The organism is Mycobacterium sp. OTB74 (genome assembly GCF_029892685.1).
GTDB lineage: Bacteria > Actinomycetota > Actinomycetes > Mycobacteriales > Mycobacteriaceae > Mycobacterium.
Map to the genome: position 1 here is coordinate 173,473 of NZ_JARXVD010000005.1, position 16,652 is coordinate 190,124.

Genomic DNA, 16,652 nt, shown 5'->3' on the forward strand with positions numbered 1-16,652 from the left:
ACGGTGCAGCTCGGGTGGTCTGCGCTGCATGCGAGCCATCGCGCGTTGGCCAGGGTGGGCCGACGTACTCTGGTCAACGTGCGATTGCAGCGACAGGTGGTGGACTATGCGCTCCGGCGCCGGTCCCTGCTGGCTGAGGTCTACTCGGGCCGCACCGGTGTCACCGAGGTATGCGACGCCAATCCGTACCTGCTGCGCGCTGCAAAGTTTCACGGTCGGGCCAGTGCGGTGATGTGCCCGATCTGCCGGAAAGAACCTCTGACGTTGGTGTCGTGGGTGTTCGGTGACCACCTCGGACCGGTGTCGGGCTCAGCCCGGACCACCGAAGAGCTGGTCATGCTGGCCGCCAAGTACGACGAGTTTGCAGTTCATGTGGTGGAGGTATGCCGGACGTGCAGTTGGAACCATTTGGTCAAGTCCTACGTGCTGGGAGCGCCGCGTACCGACGATGCGCCGAAGGCACGACGTACCCGGACCGCGCGGTCGGGAGCGCGCACTGCCAGTGAGTAACGAAGGGCGCCACAGCCGGTCCGATGATGGCTCGACGCAGGGACCGGTAGGGCGCGGAAATCCAGTCCGGCCTGGGCATGTGCCCCCCGACGACCGTCGCACCATGATCCTGCCCGCGGTCGGGAAGGTCGACGATCCGCGGCTGCGCGACCCGATCGATGCCGTCAAGGCTGCGCTGGACGGGCCGTCGGGCAGGAACCCGGTTCCCAGCCTGGGGCGGATGAATCCGCCGCCGACGCCGCCGCCCAAATCCCCACCCCCGCCCCAGCCTCCTGCTGGTGGCAGTGGCAGTGGCGCCGGTGGTGGCGCTGACAAGCCCAAGGCACCGCAGTTCAAGATGCCGCAGGTCAGCTGGAAGCTGGTGCGCCGACTGGCGTATGCGGCCATGGCCCTCGCGGTGGTGTTGCCGATCGTCACGTTCGGCATGGCGTACCTGATCGTCGACATCCCCAAACCTGGGGATATCCGCACCAACCAGGTGTCGACCATCCTGGCCAGCGACGGGAGCGAACTGGCGAAATTCGTTCCGCCGGAAGGAAACCGGGTCGACGTCAACATCGACCAGATTCCAGTGCACATCCGCGACGCGGTGATGGCGGCCGAAGACCGCGACTTCTACACCAATCCCGGGTTCTCGTTCAGCGGCTTCCTGCGGGCGTTCAAGAACAACCTGGTCGGTGGTGACCTGCAGGGCGGGTCGACCATCACGCAGCAGTACGTGAAGAACGCGATGGTCGGTGATGCCCGCTCGGGTATGGGCGGCCTGGTCCGCAAGGCCAAGGAACTCGTCATCTCGACCAAGATGTCGCGCGAGTGGTCGAAAGACCAGGTGATGCAGGCCTACCTGAACATGATCTATTTCGGTCGTGGCACCTATGGCATCGGCGCGGCGTCCAAGGCCTACTTCGGTAAGACGGTCGACAAGCTCGACGTGGCTGAGGGCGCGCTGCTGGCAGCGCTGATCCAGCGACCCTCGACGCTGGACCCTGCGGTGGACCTGGAGGGTGCTACTGAGCGCTGGAACTGGGTGCTCGACGGCATGGTCTCCATGGGCGCGCTGTCCAAGTCTGATCGGGACGCCCAGAAGTTCCCGGACACCGTGCCGCCCGACCAGGCCCGGCAGCAGAACCGGACCGAGGGGCCCAACGGGCTGATCCAGCGTCAGGTGATGAAAGAGCTGCAGAGCCTCTTCAACATCAACGAGCAGGCGCTGAACACCGAGGGGCTGCAGGTCACCACGACAATCGACCCCAAGGCGCAGAAGGCCGCCGAGACCGTGGTGGCCAAGACGCTGGACGGCCAGGCTGACGACATGCGCGCGGCAGTGGTGTCGGTCGACCCGCGCACGGGCGGGATCAAGGCCTACTACGGCGGCGATGACGCCAACGGTTTCGACTTCGCCCAGGCCGGCTTGCCCACCGGGTCGTCGTTCAAGGTGTTTGCGTTGGTCGCGGCGCTGGAGCAGGGCATCGGCCTGGGGTACCAGGTGGACAGCGCGCCGGTGACGGTCAACGGCATCAACATCACCAACGTCGAGGGTGAAGGCTGCGGTACATGCAGCATTGCCGAGGCGCTGAAGCTTTCTCTGAACACCAGCTACTACCGGCTGATGCTCAAGCTCAAGCACGGGGCGCAAGACGTCGCCGACGCCGCGCACAAGGCCGGGGTGGCCGACAGCTTCCCGGGCGTCGAGCACACGCTGTCCGAAGACGGCAAGGGCGGACCGCCGAACAACGGTGTGGTGCTGGGCCAGTACCAGAGCCGGGCGCTGGACATGGCCTCCGCGTACGCGACGCTGGCCGATTCCGGTAGCTACCACAAGCCGCACTTCGTCCAGAAGGTCGTCAACGCCGACGGGCAGGTGCTGTTCGACGCGTCGTCACAAGACAATTCGGGTGAGCAGCGGATTCCGAAGGCCGTGGCTGACAACGTGACCTCGGCCATGCAACCCATCGCCGGCTATTCGCGCGGGCACAACCTGGCCGGTGGCCGGTTGTCGGCAGCCAAGACCGGAACCGTGCAGCTCGGTGACACCGGGGCCAACCGGGACGCCTGGATGGTCGGCTACACGCCGTCGCTGTCCACCGCGGTCTGGGTCGGTACGACGTCGGGTTCCCACCCGCTGGTGACCAAGTACGGCGGGCCGGTGTACGGGTCAGGGCTGCCGTCGGACATCTGGAAATCGACCATGGATGGTGCGCTGAAGGGCACTGAGAACGAATCGTTCCCCAAGCCCACGGCTATCGGCGGTTATGCCGGTGTGCCGCAGGCGCCGGCGTTGCCGCCGCCTAACCCGGATCAGCCGGGCGGCCCGGTGGTCAGCGCGCCGCCGTCTGAGACGGTGGTGCAGCCGACCCTGGTGGTGGCGCCGGGTATCACCATCCCGTTCGGTCCGCCCACGACCGTGCAGCTTGGTCCGCCGGCCCCACCGCCGGTCCCAGCTGGCGGTGATCAAGGTCAGAGCCAACAGGGTGCCCAGAACCAGCAGGGCGGTGGGCCGCCTCCGCCGCCGTGACGGCGGAGAAGTCCGGGGTAGGCACAGTCTCGCCGGCCCCACTGACATCAGACCTGCGCAGCGCCGACGACCGCGACCTGCCCAGCCGCACCGATGCTATCGGCGCCGCGCTGTCTGAGGTGGTCGGTGGCCCCGTCGGCCGGCGCGCACTGATCGGGCGGGCCCGGTTCCTCACCCCGCTGCGGGTCATGCTGATGATCACGCTGGTGTTTCTGGCGTTGGGCTACACCACGAAGGCGCCATGCCTGGTGTCCAGCGGAACCGGTCCGCCGGATCAGCGGGTGGCCAACTGGGGGAACCAGCGCGCCTACTACGAACTCTGCTACTCGGACACCGTCCCGCTGTACACCGCTGAACTGCTGAACCAGGGCAAGTTCCCGTACCGGTCCAGCTGGATCGAGAACGACAGTGCCGGCAAGCCACGCGTCATGTACGACGGCTCTCGCGCAATCCGCTACATGGAATATCCGGTGTTGACCGGCGTCTACCAGTACCTGTCGATGTCGGTGGCCAAGGCGTACACCGCGGTGACCAAGGCGATCCACGGGCCGGTGGTTGCCGAGGTCGTCATGTTCTTCAACGTCTCGGCGTTCGGGCTGACCCTGGCTTGGATGGCGACGGTGTGGGCGACCATGTTGCTGGCCGGCAGACGGGTGTGGGACGCCGCGGTGGTGGCGGGTTCGCCCATGTTGATCTTCCAGGCGTTCACCAATTTCGACGCACTTGCCACCGCCTGCGCTGCGGGAGCCATGCTGGCCTGGTCGCGGCGAAAGCCGGTGCTCACCGGAGTTCTGATCGGTGCGGGAGTGTGCCTGAAACTGTATCCGCTGTTGCTGCTGATCCCGCTGCTGATCCTCGGGGTGCGCACGGGTCGGCTTCGGCCAGTGGTGTGGACCACGATCACCGCAGTGTTGACCTGGGTGCTGGTGAATCTGCCGATCGCGCTGTTGTACCCGCGGGGTTGGTCGGAGTTCTTCCGGCTGAACACCCGCCGCGGTGACGACATGGATTCGATTTACAACGTGGTGAAGTCGTTCACCGGCTGGCGTGGTTTCGACACCAACCTGGGATTCTGGCAGCCGCCGGCGGTGCTCAATGCCTTCAGCGCCGCCATGTTCGTATTGTGTTGTGCGGCAATCATTTACGTTGGACTGACGGCTCCGCGCCGGCCTCGGCTGGCGCAGCTGGCGTTTCTGGTGGTCGCGGCGTTTCTGTTGACCAACAAGGTGTGGAGCCCGCAGTTCTCACTCTGGCTGGTGCCGCTGGCGGCGTTGGCTCTGCCGCATCGCCGAATCCTGTTGGCGTGGATGACAATTGACGCGCTGGTATGGGTGCCGCGGATGATGTATCTGCGGGCCGATCCCAAGATGGGCCTACCGGAGCAGTTTTTCACCACGACCGTGCTGCTGCGCGATCTGGCGGTGCTGGGGTTGTGTGCCTTGGTGGTCGCCGCGATCTACCGGCCGCAGCGCGACATCGTGCGCTCAGGTGGGCACGGTTCTCCGGTGGACGACCCGACGGGCGGGGTGTTCGACGGTGCCGACGACAACCCGCCGCGCTGGCTGCCACGACGGCTGCGTCCTCGCTCGGCCGAGTCGGCACCAGACGTTGACCCGGAACAGGAACTGGCGGCTGTCTAGCAGCCCTCGCCGGCGGTTCTGCCCACGGCATAAGGGGGCTGTGCTCGGCAGGGGCCAGTGGCAATCTGAGTGGCGTGACCGACCTGACGTTTTCCGATTCCATCGTCGTCGACACCGATCCCGACACGCTTTATGCGCTCGTCTCGGACGTGACCAACATGGGTCAGTGGAGTCCGCAGTGCAAAGAATGCTGGTGGGAGGACGAGGACGGCAGCCCGGTGGCCGGCGCCTGGTTCAAGGGCCGCAACGAGGCGTCCGGCCGCGTATGGGAAACCCGCAGCCAAGTGATGGTCGCCGAGCCCGGCCGCGAGTTCGTCTGGGAGGTCAACGGCGGCTGGGTGCGCTGGGGCTTCACCCTGGACCCGGTGGACGGCGGCACCCGGCTGACGCAGTCGTGGGAGTTTCTGCCCGCTGGCATCGCCGGTTTCCACGAGCGCTGGGGCGACCAGGTCGAGAAGCAGATCGCCTACCGCGAGAAATCGGCCAAGACAGGCATCCCGGAGACGCTGGCCGCGATCAAGCGGTCCGCCGAGGCGGCCTGAGCCGTCGCCGCGGCGCGCGATTTCGCAGCTCAGGGTGTCTTGCGGTAGCCTAGGCCGGTTGCCGACGCAGGCGACCCTCCTGCCACGGACACGCCGTGGCCGATACGACCATAGGAGGTGATGGGTTCCTTATGCGTCCATACGAAATCATGGTCATCCTTGACCCCACACTCGACGAGCGCACCGTAGCTCCCTCGCTGGAGACGTTCCTGAACGTCGTCCGCAAGGACGGTGGCAACGTGGAGAAGGTTGACATCTGGGGCCGCCGCCGGCTGGCCTACGAGATCGCCAAGCACGGTGAGGGCATCTACGCGGTGCTGGACCTGAAGGCCGAGCCGGCCACGGTCAGCGAGCTCGATCGTCAGCTGAACCTGAACGAGTCGGTGCTACGCACCAAGGTGATGCGGACCGACAAGCACTGAGTCGCTGCGCGCTGTCTTAGGCCTTGCGTAGGCTCGCGCCTAATTCACTCGATTCGTCCCAGGAGGAACTCGTGGCTGCTGGTGATACCACCATCACCGTCATCGGAAATCTGACAGCTGACCCTGAACTGCGGTTCACGCCGTCAGGTGCAGCCGTTGCCAACTTCACTGTCGCTTCGACGCCGCGCATCTTTGATCGGCAGAGCAACGAGTGGAAGGACGGCGAGGCGCTGTTCCTGCGCTGCAACATCTGGCGTGAGGCGGCTGAGAACGTCGCCGAAAGCCTGACCCGGGGGTCGCGAGTCATCGTGACCGGCCGGCTCAAGCAGCGTTCGTTCGAAACCCGCGAGGGTGAGAAGCGCACCGTGGTCGAGGTCGAGGTCGACGAGATCGGCCCGTCCCTGCGGTACGCGACGGCGAAGGTGAACAAGGCCAACCGCGGCGGAGGCGGCGGAGGCGGCTTCGGTGGCGGAAATTCCCGCCAGTCCGGTGGCGGCGCACCAGCAGACGACCCGTGGGGCAGCGCCCCGGCATCGGGTTCGTTCGGCGGCGCCGACGACGAGCCGCCCTTCTGATCAACCATTAGCTAGAACTAGAAAGAGATACCCATGGCCAAGGCCACCAAGCGGCGTCCGGCGCCGGAAAAGCCGGTCAAGACCCGCAAGTGCGTGTTCTGCTCCAAGAAGGCGCAGACCATCGATTACAAAGACACCGCGCTGCTGCGTACCTACATCAGCGAGCGCGGCAAGATTCGCGCCCGTCGCGTGACCGGTAACTGCGTCCAGCACCAGCGCGACATCGCGATCGCTGTGAAGAATGCTCGCGAGGTTGCGTTGCTCCCGTTCAGCTCGTCGACGCGATAGGGAGAACTGAGAATATGAAGCTCATTCTTACCGCTGAGGTCGATCACCTGGGTTCGGCCGGCGACACCGTTGAGGTCCGTGACGGCTACGGCCGTAACTACCTGCTGCCCCGTGGCCTGGCCATCGTGGCGACCCGTGGCGCCGAGCGCCAGGCCAACGAGATCCGTCGGGCGCGCGACGCCAAGACGGTTCGCGACCTGGACCACGCCAACGAGCTGAAGCAGGCGATCGAGGCCCTGGGCCCCGTGTCGCTGGCCGTCAAGGCCGGTGCGGAGAGCGGCAAGCTGTTCGGTTCGGTGACCGCGGGCGACGTTGTCGCCGCGATCAAGAAGGCCGGTGGCCCCAACCTCGACAAGCGCACCGTCGAGCTGCCCAAGGCGCACATCAAGTCGGTCGGCACCCACAAGATCGGGGTGCGGTTGCACCCGTCGGTGAATGTCCCGCTGTCGCTGGCGGTTGTCGCCGAGTAACTCGAGCGTTAGCTCAGGCATTAAACGCCCGGGTGAGGTCAATCATTGACTTCGCCCGGGCGTTCTGCATTTGGCTGGCGAACTCATTCTGGGCACGCATAGATGGCCAATGGTCGGAGCTGTTAACCTGCGCGTCCCACGGCCGATACACAACACGCCCGAGGTCGCAACCAGTCGCGACACGCCGAAGCAGTTGTCATACACAGGGAAGCAAACGCGATATACCTGTTTGACCAGGTTGTTTACACATTCTGTGAGCCATATTCCACAGGTTCTCCCCAGCCGCTCAACACTTCTGTCCAGAGCTGTCAACACGCCATCCCCAGAGTTGTCCACAGGGGGGCTATCAGGGGCGCGCAGCAACGTCTAATGTCATGCGTCGCGCGACACGCAGGAACTTTCGAGTCCACCTTGTCGGCGGGGTGCAGTACGGTCTCAAGCAGGCATAGTCGAATACGCGTTCGATTCGTTTTTGGGGAGGAGGAACGCTTCGTGGCTGTCGTCGACGACTTGGGTCGTTCCGGCATGGAGGAGCCGCCCAGCGAGGATTACGGCCGGCAGCCGCCGCAGGACATGGCTGCGGAGCAGTCCGTCCTCGGAGGCATGCTGCTCTCCAAGGACGCCGTCGCGGACGTCCTCGAACGGCTGCGTCCCGGCGACTTCTACCGCCCCGCGCACCAGAACATCTACGACGCCATCCTGGACCTGTACGGGCGCGGAGAGCCAGCCGACGCAGTCACAGTGGCCGCCGAGCTCGATCGCCGAGGACTGCTCAAGCGCATCGGCGGCGCACCATATCTGCACACGCTGATCTCGACTGTGCCCACCGCCGCCAACGCTGGGTTCTACGCGGGCATCGTGGCCGAGAAGGCTACTCTGCGCCGGCTGGTGGAGGCCGGCACGCGCGTCGTCCAATACGGCTACGCCGGGGCTGAGGGCGCCGATGTCGCCGAGTTGGTGGACCGCGCCCAGGCCGAGATTTACGACGTCACCCAGACCCGCAGCAGTGAGGACTTCGTCCCGCTGGAAGAGCTGCTGCAGCCCACCATGGACGAGATCGACGCCATCGCCTCGCAGGGTGGCATCTCGCGCGGTGTGCCGACTGGATTCACCGATCTGGACGAGATCACCAACGGGCTGCATGCCGGTCAGATGATCATCGTTGCTGCCCGTCCCGGCGTGGGTAAGGCGCTGGCGTTGGACACCCCGCTGCCGATGCCCAACGGTTGGACCACCATGGGTGACGTCGCGGTTGGTGACGAGCTGATCGGCGCCGACGGGCGCCCCACCCGGGTGGTGGCAGCGACGCCGGTGATGGAGGCGCGGCCCTGCTACGAGATCGACCTGTCCGACGGGACGACCATCGTGGCCGATGGGTCGCACCAGTGGCCGACCGGCCGCGGGATCATCAGCACCGCGGCGCTGCGGGCCGGCGCCGACCGGCTCGAGCCCGCGCTGACTGCGGGCGGCCTGGCGGTCCTGACCCGGCCGGTGGCAATTGTCGACGTGCGCCGCGTGGAGTCCGTGCCGGTTCGGTGCGTCGAGGTCGACAACCTCGCGCACCTGTATCTGGCCGGCCGCTCCATGGTGCCGACGCACAACTCGACCCTTGGCCTGGACTTCATGCGCTCGGCGTCCATCAGGCACCGGCTGGCCAGCGTCATCTTCTCGCTGGAAATGAGCAAGACCGAGATCGTCATGCGACTGCTCTCGGCCGAGGCCAAGATCAAGCTGGGCGACATGCGCTCGGGCCGGATGAGCGATGACGACTGGACCAAGCTGGCCCGCCGCATGAGCGAGATTTCCGAGGCGCCGCTGTACATCGACGACTCACCGAACCTGACCATGATGGAGATTCGGGCCAAGGCCCGGCGGCTGCACCAGAAGGCCGATCTGCGGCTGATCGTGGTGGACTACATGCAGCTGATGTCCTCGGGCAAGAAGTTCGAGTCGCGCCAGCAGGAAGTCTCGGAGTTCTCTCGGTCACTGAAGCTGATGGCCAAGGAGCTCGAGGTTCCGGTGGTGGCCATCAGCCAGCTGAACCGCGGTCCCGAGCAGCGGACGGATAAGCGGCCGCAGGTATCGGACCTTCGTGAGTCGGGCTGCTTGACTGCGTCGACGCGAATCCTGCGCGCCGACAACGGTTCTGAGGTCACCTTTGGTGAGCTGATGGCGACCGGGGAGCGGCCGCTGGTGTGGTCGCTCGATGAGCGCAAGCGCATGGTCGCCCGGCCGATGACCAACGTGTTCTACAGCGGGCGCAAGGAAGTCTTCCTGCTGCGGCTGGCGTCGGGACGCCAGGTGGAAGCTACGGCCAACCACCCCTTCATGACGCTGAACGGTTGGGTTCCGTTGGGCGAGTTGACCGTTAGTGATCGCCTCGCGGTGCCGCGCACCGTGCCCGAGCCGGTGCAGACCGAGCGCATGAATGAATCCGAGATCATCATGCTGGCGCACATGATCGGCGACGGGTCGTGCGTGAAGCGTCAGCCGATCCGGTACGCGTCGATCGATGAGGCGAACCTGGGCGCGGTGTCTGGAGCCGCCGGGCACTTCGGCGTTACCGCGGTGCGCGACGAGTACGCCGCGGCCCGGGTGACATCCCTGCGTTTGCCCGCGCCCTATCGGTTGACTCACGGGAAGCGGAACCCGATCGCGGCATGGCTGGACAAGCTGGGGCTCTTCGGCAAGCGGAGCTACGAAAAGTTCGTTCCCAAAGAGGTTTTCGCGCTGCCCAACGATCAGGTCGCGTTGTTCCTGCGACACCTGTGGGCGACGGATGGGTCGGTGCGGTGGGAACCCGTTGCGGGCCAAGGGAAGATCTACTACGCGACGACCAGCCGCCAATTAGCTGAGGACGTGGTGCAGTTACTCCTGCGCGTAGGCGTGCAGGGACGCATCAAGCGGACGAAGAAGGTCGGCTATCGCGACTGCTGGAATGTGTGGATCGATCGCGCAGAGAACCAGACTGCATTTCTCAACAACGTTGGAGTGCATGGCGCGCGTGGCGAGAAGGCTCGTGAGGTTCTAGCTGAGCTGAACACGCGGACGCGCAAGCCGGGCGCTGACACTGTGCCAGTCGAAGTCTGGGACAAGGTGCAAAAAGCGATGGATGCCAAGCGGTGGTCCAATCGCGACCTGAGTCTCGCGGCGAATGTGACTGTCTCCCAGTCGCGTTGGAAGCACGCGCCTGGCCGCTCAACGCTGCACCGCATGGCCGCAGCACTGAACAATCCCGAACTGCATGACCTCGCTACGAACGATGTGTTCTGGGACGAGATCGTCGAGATCACCAGTGTCGGTGAGCATGATGTTTACGACGGCACCGTTGAAGGCACGCATAATTTTATGGCAAATTGCATAAACTTGCATAATTCTTTGGAACAAGATGCCGATATGGTGATGCTGCTTCACCGGCCGGACGCGATCGACCGCGAAGACCCACGCGGTGGTGAAGCCGATATCATCTTGGGTAAGCACCGTAACGGTCCGACTGCGAATATCACTGTGGCACACCAGCTTCACTTCTCGCGGTTCACGAATATGGCGCGGTAGTCGCTGCTGCTGCTGGTGTAGGGCCTCACGGAACGTGGCGGAATCTCACGGACGGTGGCGGAGTGATGGCGTATCCGCCAGGCTGGTTGAGACACGCGGACTGTTCAATTACCAGAGCAGTCTGATCCGATTGCAGGCCGAGGCGAAGTTCGTCGGGATCGGTCACATCGGTGGAACGCATTTAGCTGGCTACGTGCATCCGAGGAATCACAAACGACGGCTGGCGCAGAAGATTCCTCGGGCGGTTCCACGAGTGCAGCGCGGTCAGCCGCGGCTTCAGCTCACATCATGTGTGCCGCCACTCAATGCAAAAAGAACGTTGACATCAGACGCCTCTACCGCCATCGATTCACAACGTGCACATCGGCTGCTTGAGCTGAGCAAGTGCAGTAGTCGACCACTCTATGGCGTTCTCGCTAGCGACAGCATTATGGCGTTGTCGACTGGAATCCGAAGGAGGCCCAATGATCGCCTTCATCCGTGCGAGCTTCCCCGGCACCCCCGCGAAAGCGGTTTGGTCGGACACTGTCGCGCACAACTGGATGGATCCGACGATCCCGTTCAGCTTGGCGCACTTCTGGAAGTTGTCTACGTTTCACCAAGTTGACCTCCAATATCACCTGTTTCCACCGGTGGTGCTGGACGATCCGAGACCTGGGGCATCCGACCCCCGCGATCAGTTAGTTCGGGCGGTGCTCGATGAGGTGGACCGGTCGTCGCACCCGAACTGGAACCTATTCGATCGGTGCATCATCAATTTCGCGCAGACGACTGATCTCTTTGGCGGCGGCGCACATCGAGCACCGAATGGAAAGCTCATTTTGGCGGCTGTGTTCGACGTGAACAGTCGATTCGACGAGGCGTGCCAGGAGGTCGGACACACGTTCAACCTGCAACACGAGTTGGGCGGCTCTTGGTACTACTCGTGGGGCAGTCTGACGAATGAGTACGAATGCCCGTACTCGGTGATGAGCGCCGCCACGATGGATCTCACCTGGACGCGGAAAATCGATCCACGACTTCCGGGAGCGGCAAGGCCCGAACTTCCGCAGAATGTGGTGGGGCCCTACGTGCCGGCCGTCCATCTGTACATAAACCAATATGGAGCCGTGAACCCATCCGGCGCCTTCAACAACGTGTACTCGGTGAATTACGTGCCCGCGACCTATGAGCACACTCAAGTGAGCTTAGAACTGGTGGCGCGTGACGTGGCGATTGCCGCATGGCCGAATCGCAGACCCGTGCTGGCGGTTGTGCCACCGATTGTCCCCGGCGGCGACACGCACTTTCTTGAGTTACGCCGCAAGGACGCGTTTTATGACGCGGGCATCGGTAACGCGTCTATTACAATCCTCGCCGCCAGCTTCTTCAGCGGTAGCGGCGCCGTCGCCGATCCGGCAACTATCCGGATCCGCTATGTGGATCGCATCGATCTTGAGGGAGTCGAAGGCGATCTCGACTACCATTCCTTCGCCGGCCGATTTGTGGTGCGGGTCAATTCTTACGATGACGATTTCGCCGCCGTGAATCTCACTGTCGGTGGTGGCGACGCGTGGAAAAACTTCTCGGTGAGCCTGGCTGATCCGGCCGTCGACCGTGCACTGCGAGACAGCTCTGATTGGCGGCCAGCGACGGTCGCACCATGTCCGATCTACCCGAAGGGCGACTACTCCTACCGCTACAAGAGATACTCGACGTTCTTTGTGCTCCGAGCCCACTCCATCGGATACGAGCGACCTGCCTATGCATGGTATCTCGAGAATGTTTGGCTCGATCCGGCGGGTTCGGGAGTCGAAATTGAAGTGCCATGTCGTGATGTCGACGGTCACGAACTCGGGCCTCCTGTCGTGCGACGGGTCGGCTGCCAATACCAGATCAACGGCGGCAGGCTGGAACTCGCTTTCGCGGCGAACGAATTCGCCGACATCAACATCGGAGTCCGTGTAGTCGTTGGGGAATCGTCACCGGAAGTCATGAAGAACTTCTACCCTGAGCGGTCGATCTTCACCACGATCCGAGTTGACAACCTAGAGATCGAGTGGGACGACCGCTATCAGGAAGCGCAGCTCCGCTGCTGGAAAAAGTTCCTAGATATCGAACGGCAGTTCAGCAAATCGCTACCTCCCATCCCCCCGATCCCGCCGATCCCTGAACCTGACCCGCGTCTCGACGACCGCACCATTGCCCTGCTGCAATGGCTCATTCAGTCGAATCCCGTTGCCGCGACCGCGGCAATCGACGCAGTGGCGCAGGTGGCGAACATTAGTCGAGCGCAGGAGCTGAGGCAGACGATCGCGTCCACACCACCGAGACCCGCGACGATAACCACGACTGCGGAATCTCATTGAGCGTGGCCAAATCTCACGCAGCATGGCCAATGGGTGCCGGGAGCGACAAAACCGCATGTCATGTCATCCCGCTCACTCTGTAGGAATGGACGCGGCTCGTGAGACAAACGCAGGTGCAGCCGCTGTGAGACAAATCGAATAACCCCAGGTCAGACCCGCGGATATGTGCAGCTCAACATGAGAACCTACAGCTGGCGCGCAGCATGGCAGGTAGGGCCGACTGGGCCATCGCGAACACGGACGTGCACTCGCTGCCGACGGCGTCGAGCACCGCGAGAAGCCCGTCGGTCCAGGACTGGATTGCCGGAATCTCGTTGATAGGCAACGCATCTGAGCTACCCATCCCGAGCAGGTCGGTCAGGATCAAGCGGCTGAACGAGGCCAGTCGACGGAGATGGCCACCGATGGTCGGCTCATCCCACAGGAGGTCGATCGGGAACGACCCGGTGGGAATGAACAGAAGATCGGGCCCGCTGTCACCGACTACTTGGTACGCGACATGGTGGCCGTTGGCATCCCGCGCGTAGACCGTCTCGGGTATGGCCACCATCGCATGAGGATGCCACCCGGATCGGACCGTGGCCAGCGCGCTGACACCGCCCGCACCGTCAGCGCCGACGCCCACGCGCGGGTCAGCTGACTGCCTACCCCGGTCGTGTGACGCCCGCGAAACCGGAGAGCGCGAACCACGTCGGCATCGCACGGCGAATGGAACTGGGCGCGTCGATCGTCAACGCCGAATTCCGTTGTGCAGCAGTCCAAGACAGGTCACCCCGCCAGATGCCCGTCATGGTGCGCAGGTTGGTGGTGACGGTCGCGGTGACCGGCTGCCCGGGGTCGGTGTCACAGACGTCGGCGGCGTCGGGCGTGATCACCAGCCACCAGTGCCTGCCGCGCGGGTCCACATCGGGGAAGCGGAAGTGGACGACGGCGCGCCCCTCGGGGACCGCACCGTGGTTGATGTTGCGGTGCATGTCCCACAGGAGCAGTTTGGGGTTGAGGTCTTCGTCGCCGAGTTCGCCGATCCACCGGACACCCCACACGCCGATGGCTTCCACAATGGGCCACAGTTCGTGGCCCGCCGTCGTCAGCACGTAGCGGACGTCGCTGCCGTCCACCAGCCGTTCCACGATTCCGGCCCGCGTCAGCTGCTGCAGGCGTTTGGACAGCAGGGTCGGCGACATCTGCGGGACCCCGCGCCGTAAGTCGTTGAAATGCTCGCTGCCACAGGATAGTTCGCGGACGATCAGCATGGTCCACCGCTCGTCGAGCAATTCCATTGCTTTGGCGACGGGGCAGAACTGGTGGTACGAGGCGCCCATCGATTCAGCGTATGACCACGGCATTGCGCAGTCCAGATCGTGTACTAGCCGTCGTGACCCAGCGCTCGTAGCGTCAGCATCACCGAGAAGGGAGCCGACATGACCAATGCAGCTGCACCGACCGAGGATCGCGCACTCAAAGAGCGGCACCGCGCCATGTGGGCGCTGGGGGACTATCCGACGCTGGCGAATGACGTCATCGCCGACCTCGGCCTAGTCCTGGTCACCGCATGCGGGATAGGGGAGGGCGACCGGGTGCTGGATGTCGCCGCGGGGTCTGGCAACGCTGCCATTCCCGCAGCCTGCGCGGGTGCCGAGGTGATTGCCTCTGACCTGACGCCCGAGTTGCTCGATGCCGGCAGGGCACGTGCGGAGCACGATGGCCTACAACTGACCTGGCAGCAAGCTGACGCCGAGGCACTTCCCTATGGCAACAACGAGTTTGACGTCGTCATGTCGTGCCTCGGGGTGATGTTCGCCCCGCACCACCAGGCCGGCGCCGACGAGTTGGTCCGGGTCTGTCGGGCCGGCGGCACGATCGGTTTGATCAACTGGACGCCGGAGGGCTTCATCGGCCAGATGTTCGCCACCATGAAGCCGTACGCGCCGCCGCCGCCACCCGGTGCGCAGCCACCACCGCTGTGGGGCAGCGAAGAGCATGTCCGCGCGTTGTTCGGCGACCGGGTGACAGACCTCGATATCCATCGCCAGACCGTCACCGTCGACCACTTCGCCAGGCCGGAAGACTTCCGCGACTACTTCAAAGCCCGCTACGGGCCGACGATTTCCGTCTACCGCAGCATCGCCGACGACGCTGACCGCACCGCGGCCCTTGATGAGGCCCTGGCCGCGCTGGCCCGAAAGTTCAACCGCGGCAGCGACACTGCCGTGCTCGACTGGGAGTACCTGCTCATCACAGCGCGTAAGCGCTGAGAACGGGATCGACATGACCACACCGGCTCCGCTGGCCCATATCGCAGTGACGGTTCGCGATCTCGCGGTGAGCGCTCCGTGGTACCGAGCGCTATTCGGAACCGGCCCGGTGTTGGATGAGCACACCGACGGAGGCTTCCACCACGTCGTCTTCATACTCAGGGGAAACACCTTGTTCGGACTGCATCAGCACGCCAAACCCGCTGCGGCAGCGGACTTCAGCGAGTTCAATGTCGGCCTGGACCATGTCGCGTTCGGCTGCGCAGACCGCGCCGAACTCGAACAACGGGCACAGCAGCTCGACGCGTTGGGCATCACCCATGGTGGCGTCGTCGACGCGCATTACGGTTCGGGGGTCAGCTTCCGTGACCCCGACGGCATCGCGCTGGAGTTTTTCGCGCCGCCGGCGTGTGTGCGCACGATCAGCGATTGTTGAAGATGATGAGCAACGCGGTGATCAGATCGTCGTGGATGACGAGGTAGTTTGTGAGGATCAGTTCGTCAGGCAGGTTGGTCTTGTCGTAGTCGCCGTCGTAGCGGGCCCGGAGCACCGTAATCCCTGACTGTTCAACGACTTCAGTGACTTCGTTGGTCACCCGGTCGCCGATGATCTCGGCGGCCAGCCACCCGGGTCTCGCGGCCACCAGGGCAGTCCTGGGTGCCCTCGACGGCGAGATCATGGACCACGACGACGCGGTGTTCTGACATGTCTGGCGCCGAGGCTGACCTACTCACCTGGACCGGCCCGGAGAGCGGCCCGTTGCAGGCTCTGCTGGCCAGCATCAGGAACAAATGCGAGTCGATCAGGTACGGCCCTCGGTCCGTGTAACGGGCAATTTCGAGTAGTCACTTACTCGTGTGGCGCGCGTCGGTTGGTGTGAGGCTTGGCAGCAGGCCGCGACCGTGATGGCGGCTGAAAGGGGCTGTGGCGATGTGCGTTACCACCACAAACATCGCGCCGGTCTGGCGCGCCGCCGCCTGTCTGGGCGTTGCTGCTGTGGCGGTGGCGCTGACCGGCTGCGGTGGCGGCAGCGCCACCCACGGGGCCGGCCCCAGTACCAGCGCGGCGCCGATGTCGTTGGCGGAGTATGCGAAACGTGACTGCGCGATGTCGGCTGACTTCACGCCCAAGATGCTGGCGCTGCAAGCCGAGATCAAGGAAAACATCGGCTACCCGGCGGTCTTGGGCGACACGGTGTCGAAGGTCGCGAAGCTGCTGGGCGACTTGGCGGCGAAAGCCGAGGCTCTCGGCGATCCGCCGAACGGGGAGGCCGTCGGCAGCATGAAGGCCGGTGCCGACGTGATGAGGTCGACGGCGGAGCACCTCGAGCGCATTGCGTCGAACCTGCGGGCGGCTACCACGGACGAGCAGATCGGTGCTGCGGTCAACGATTTCATGAATGCCTTCGGAGGAATGCAGACGTTCATGGATCAAGCCGACTCGAAGTACCCGTCGCCGAAACTCGACGCCGAAGAGAACAAGATTCCCGGATGCGCCAAGAAACCCGGTTGACATGGTGGGCGGGGAGACC

Annotated in this window: 16 protein-coding genes; 13 read left to right on the top strand and 3 right to left on the bottom strand. The window is 64.2% G+C overall.

All coding sequences use genetic code 11. From position 1 onward, the window contains the following. Positions 1 to 78 precede the first annotated feature (78 nt). The 10 genes from M2432_RS10130 (at position 79) to M2432_RS10175 (ending at position 12,865) form a co-directional block, all read left to right on the top strand. Entirely contained in the window at positions 79 to 510 is a 432-nt protein-coding gene (locus tag M2432_RS10130) for a DUF5318 family protein (RefSeq protein WP_280826660.1), read from the top strand. Continuing rightward, positions 503 to 3,025, top strand: a complete 2,523-nt coding sequence (locus M2432_RS10135; protein ID WP_280826661.1) for a transglycosylase domain-containing protein — start codon at positions 503 to 505, stop codon at positions 3,023 to 3,025. Before M2432_RS10130 ends, M2432_RS10135 begins: the two co-directional genes overlap by 8 nt. Then, positions 3,022 to 4,665, top strand: coding sequence for a glycosyltransferase family 87 protein (locus tag M2432_RS10140; RefSeq protein WP_280826662.1), 1,644 nt, complete (start codon positions 3,022 to 3,024; stop codon positions 4,663 to 4,665). The genes M2432_RS10135 and M2432_RS10140 overlap by 4 nt, the downstream gene beginning before the upstream one ends. 74 nt (positions 4,666 to 4,739) lie before the next feature. Next, on the top strand, positions 4,740 to 5,207 hold the full coding sequence (locus tag M2432_RS10145; RefSeq protein WP_280826663.1) for an SRPBCC family protein: 468 nt from the start codon (positions 4,740 to 4,742) through the stop codon (positions 5,205 to 5,207). A 131-nt stretch (positions 5,208 to 5,338) separates the two neighbouring features. After that, on the top strand, positions 5,339 to 5,629 hold the full coding sequence (gene rpsF, locus M2432_RS10150) for a 30S ribosomal protein S6 (RefSeq protein ID WP_280826664.1): 291 nt from the start codon (positions 5,339 to 5,341) through the stop codon (positions 5,627 to 5,629). 71 nt (positions 5,630 to 5,700) lie between these two features. Continuing rightward, positions 5,701 to 6,204 carry a single-stranded DNA-binding protein gene (locus tag M2432_RS10155; RefSeq protein WP_280826665.1) on the top strand — a complete coding sequence of 168 codons (504 nt, stop codon included), beginning with the start codon at positions 5,701 to 5,703 and terminating at the stop codon, positions 6,202 to 6,204. Between the two features lie 33 nt (positions 6,205 to 6,237). Then, entirely contained in the window at positions 6,238 to 6,492 is a 255-nt protein-coding gene (rpsR, locus tag M2432_RS10160; RefSeq protein WP_280826666.1) for a 30S ribosomal protein S18, read from the top strand. 14 nt (positions 6,493 to 6,506) lie between these two features. Next, positions 6,507 to 6,962, top strand: a complete 456-nt coding sequence (rplI, locus tag M2432_RS10165; RefSeq protein WP_280826667.1) for a 50S ribosomal protein L9 — start codon at positions 6,507 to 6,509, stop codon at positions 6,960 to 6,962. Positions 6,963 to 7,487: 525 nt separating this feature from the next. Continuing rightward, the gene (locus M2432_RS10170; protein WP_280826728.1) at positions 7,488 to 10,517 is read left to right on the top strand and encodes a replicative DNA helicase; all 3,030 of its coding nucleotides are present in this window, start codon (positions 7,488 to 7,490) and stop codon (positions 10,515 to 10,517) included. A gap of 464 nt (positions 10,518 to 10,981) precedes the next feature. Next, positions 10,982 to 12,865, top strand: coding sequence for a hypothetical protein (locus tag M2432_RS10175; protein WP_280826668.1), 1,884 nt, complete (start codon positions 10,982 to 10,984; stop codon positions 12,863 to 12,865). Positions 12,866 to 13,037: 172 nt separating this feature from the next. Here M2432_RS10175 and M2432_RS10180 read toward each other — a convergent pair whose 3' ends face one another. Next, the gene (locus tag M2432_RS10180) at positions 13,038 to 13,415 is read right to left on the bottom strand and encodes a hypothetical protein (protein ID WP_280826669.1); all 378 of its coding nucleotides are present in this window, start codon (positions 13,413 to 13,415) and stop codon (positions 13,038 to 13,040) included. Positions 13,416 to 13,509: 94 nt separating this feature from the next. Further along, positions 13,510 to 14,187, bottom strand: a complete 678-nt coding sequence (locus tag M2432_RS10185; protein ID WP_280826670.1) for a helix-turn-helix domain-containing protein — start codon at positions 14,185 to 14,187, stop codon at positions 13,510 to 13,512. Positions 14,188 to 14,286: 99 nt separating this feature from the next. On the opposite strand from M2432_RS10185, the gene M2432_RS10190 reads away from it, so the two are divergent. Together M2432_RS10190 and M2432_RS10195 are read left to right on the top strand one after the other, a co-directional pair. Further along, complete coding sequence (locus M2432_RS10190; RefSeq protein ID WP_280826671.1) at positions 14,287 to 15,120, top strand: class I SAM-dependent methyltransferase; 834 nt, start codon at positions 14,287 to 14,289, stop codon at positions 15,118 to 15,120. Between the two features lie 13 nt (positions 15,121 to 15,133). Then, on the top strand, positions 15,134 to 15,556 hold the full coding sequence (locus M2432_RS10195; RefSeq protein WP_280826672.1) for a VOC family protein: 423 nt from the start codon (positions 15,134 to 15,136) through the stop codon (positions 15,554 to 15,556). Here M2432_RS10195 and M2432_RS10200 read toward each other — a convergent pair. Then, positions 15,543 to 15,764: a hypothetical protein gene (locus tag M2432_RS10200; RefSeq protein ID WP_280826673.1), complete on the bottom strand. Its 222-nt coding sequence runs from the start codon at positions 15,762 to 15,764 to the stop codon at positions 15,543 to 15,545. The two genes, M2432_RS10195 and M2432_RS10200, sit on opposite strands and share 14 nt — an antisense overlap. Positions 15,765 to 16,051: 287 nt before the next feature. On the opposite strand from M2432_RS10200, the gene M2432_RS10205 reads away from it, so the two are divergent. After that, positions 16,052 to 16,633 (top strand): hypothetical protein, encoded by a 582-nt coding sequence (locus M2432_RS10205; RefSeq protein ID WP_280826674.1) that lies wholly within the window; start codon positions 16,052 to 16,054, stop codon positions 16,631 to 16,633. Positions 16,634 to 16,652: the final 19 nt, after the last annotated feature.

Bases quoted from the DNA above. Each gene is read 5' to 3' on its own strand.
- M2432_RS10190 (WP_280826671.1), top strand. From the start codon at position 14,287: ATGACCAATGCAGCTGCACCGACCGAGGATCGCGCACTCAAAGAGCGG.
- M2432_RS10195 (WP_280826672.1), top strand. From the start codon at position 15,134: ATGACCACACCGGCTCCGCTGGCCCATATCGCAGTGACGGTTCGCGAT.
- M2432_RS10170 (WP_280826728.1), top strand. From the start codon at position 7,488: ATGGAGGAGCCGCCCAGCGAGGATTACGGCCGGCAGCCGCCGCAGGAC.
- M2432_RS10185 (WP_280826670.1), bottom strand. From the start codon at position 14,187: ATGGGCGCCTCGTACCACCAGTTCTGCCCCGTCGCCAAAGCAATGGAA.
- rpsF (WP_280826664.1), top strand. From the start codon at position 5,339: ATGCGTCCATACGAAATCATGGTCATCCTTGACCCCACACTCGACGAG.
- M2432_RS10175 (WP_280826668.1), top strand. From the start codon at position 10,982: ATGATCGCCTTCATCCGTGCGAGCTTCCCCGGCACCCCCGCGAAAGCG.
- M2432_RS10205 (WP_280826674.1), top strand. From the start codon at position 16,052: ATGTGCGTTACCACCACAAACATCGCGCCGGTCTGGCGCGCCGCCGCC.
- M2432_RS10180 (WP_280826669.1), bottom strand. From the start codon at position 13,415: ATGGTGGCCATACCCGAGACGGTCTACGCGCGGGATGCCAACGGCCAC.
- rpsR (WP_280826666.1), top strand. From the start codon at position 6,238: ATGGCCAAGGCCACCAAGCGGCGTCCGGCGCCGGAAAAGCCGGTCAAG.
- rplI (WP_280826667.1), top strand. From the start codon at position 6,507: ATGAAGCTCATTCTTACCGCTGAGGTCGATCACCTGGGTTCGGCCGGC.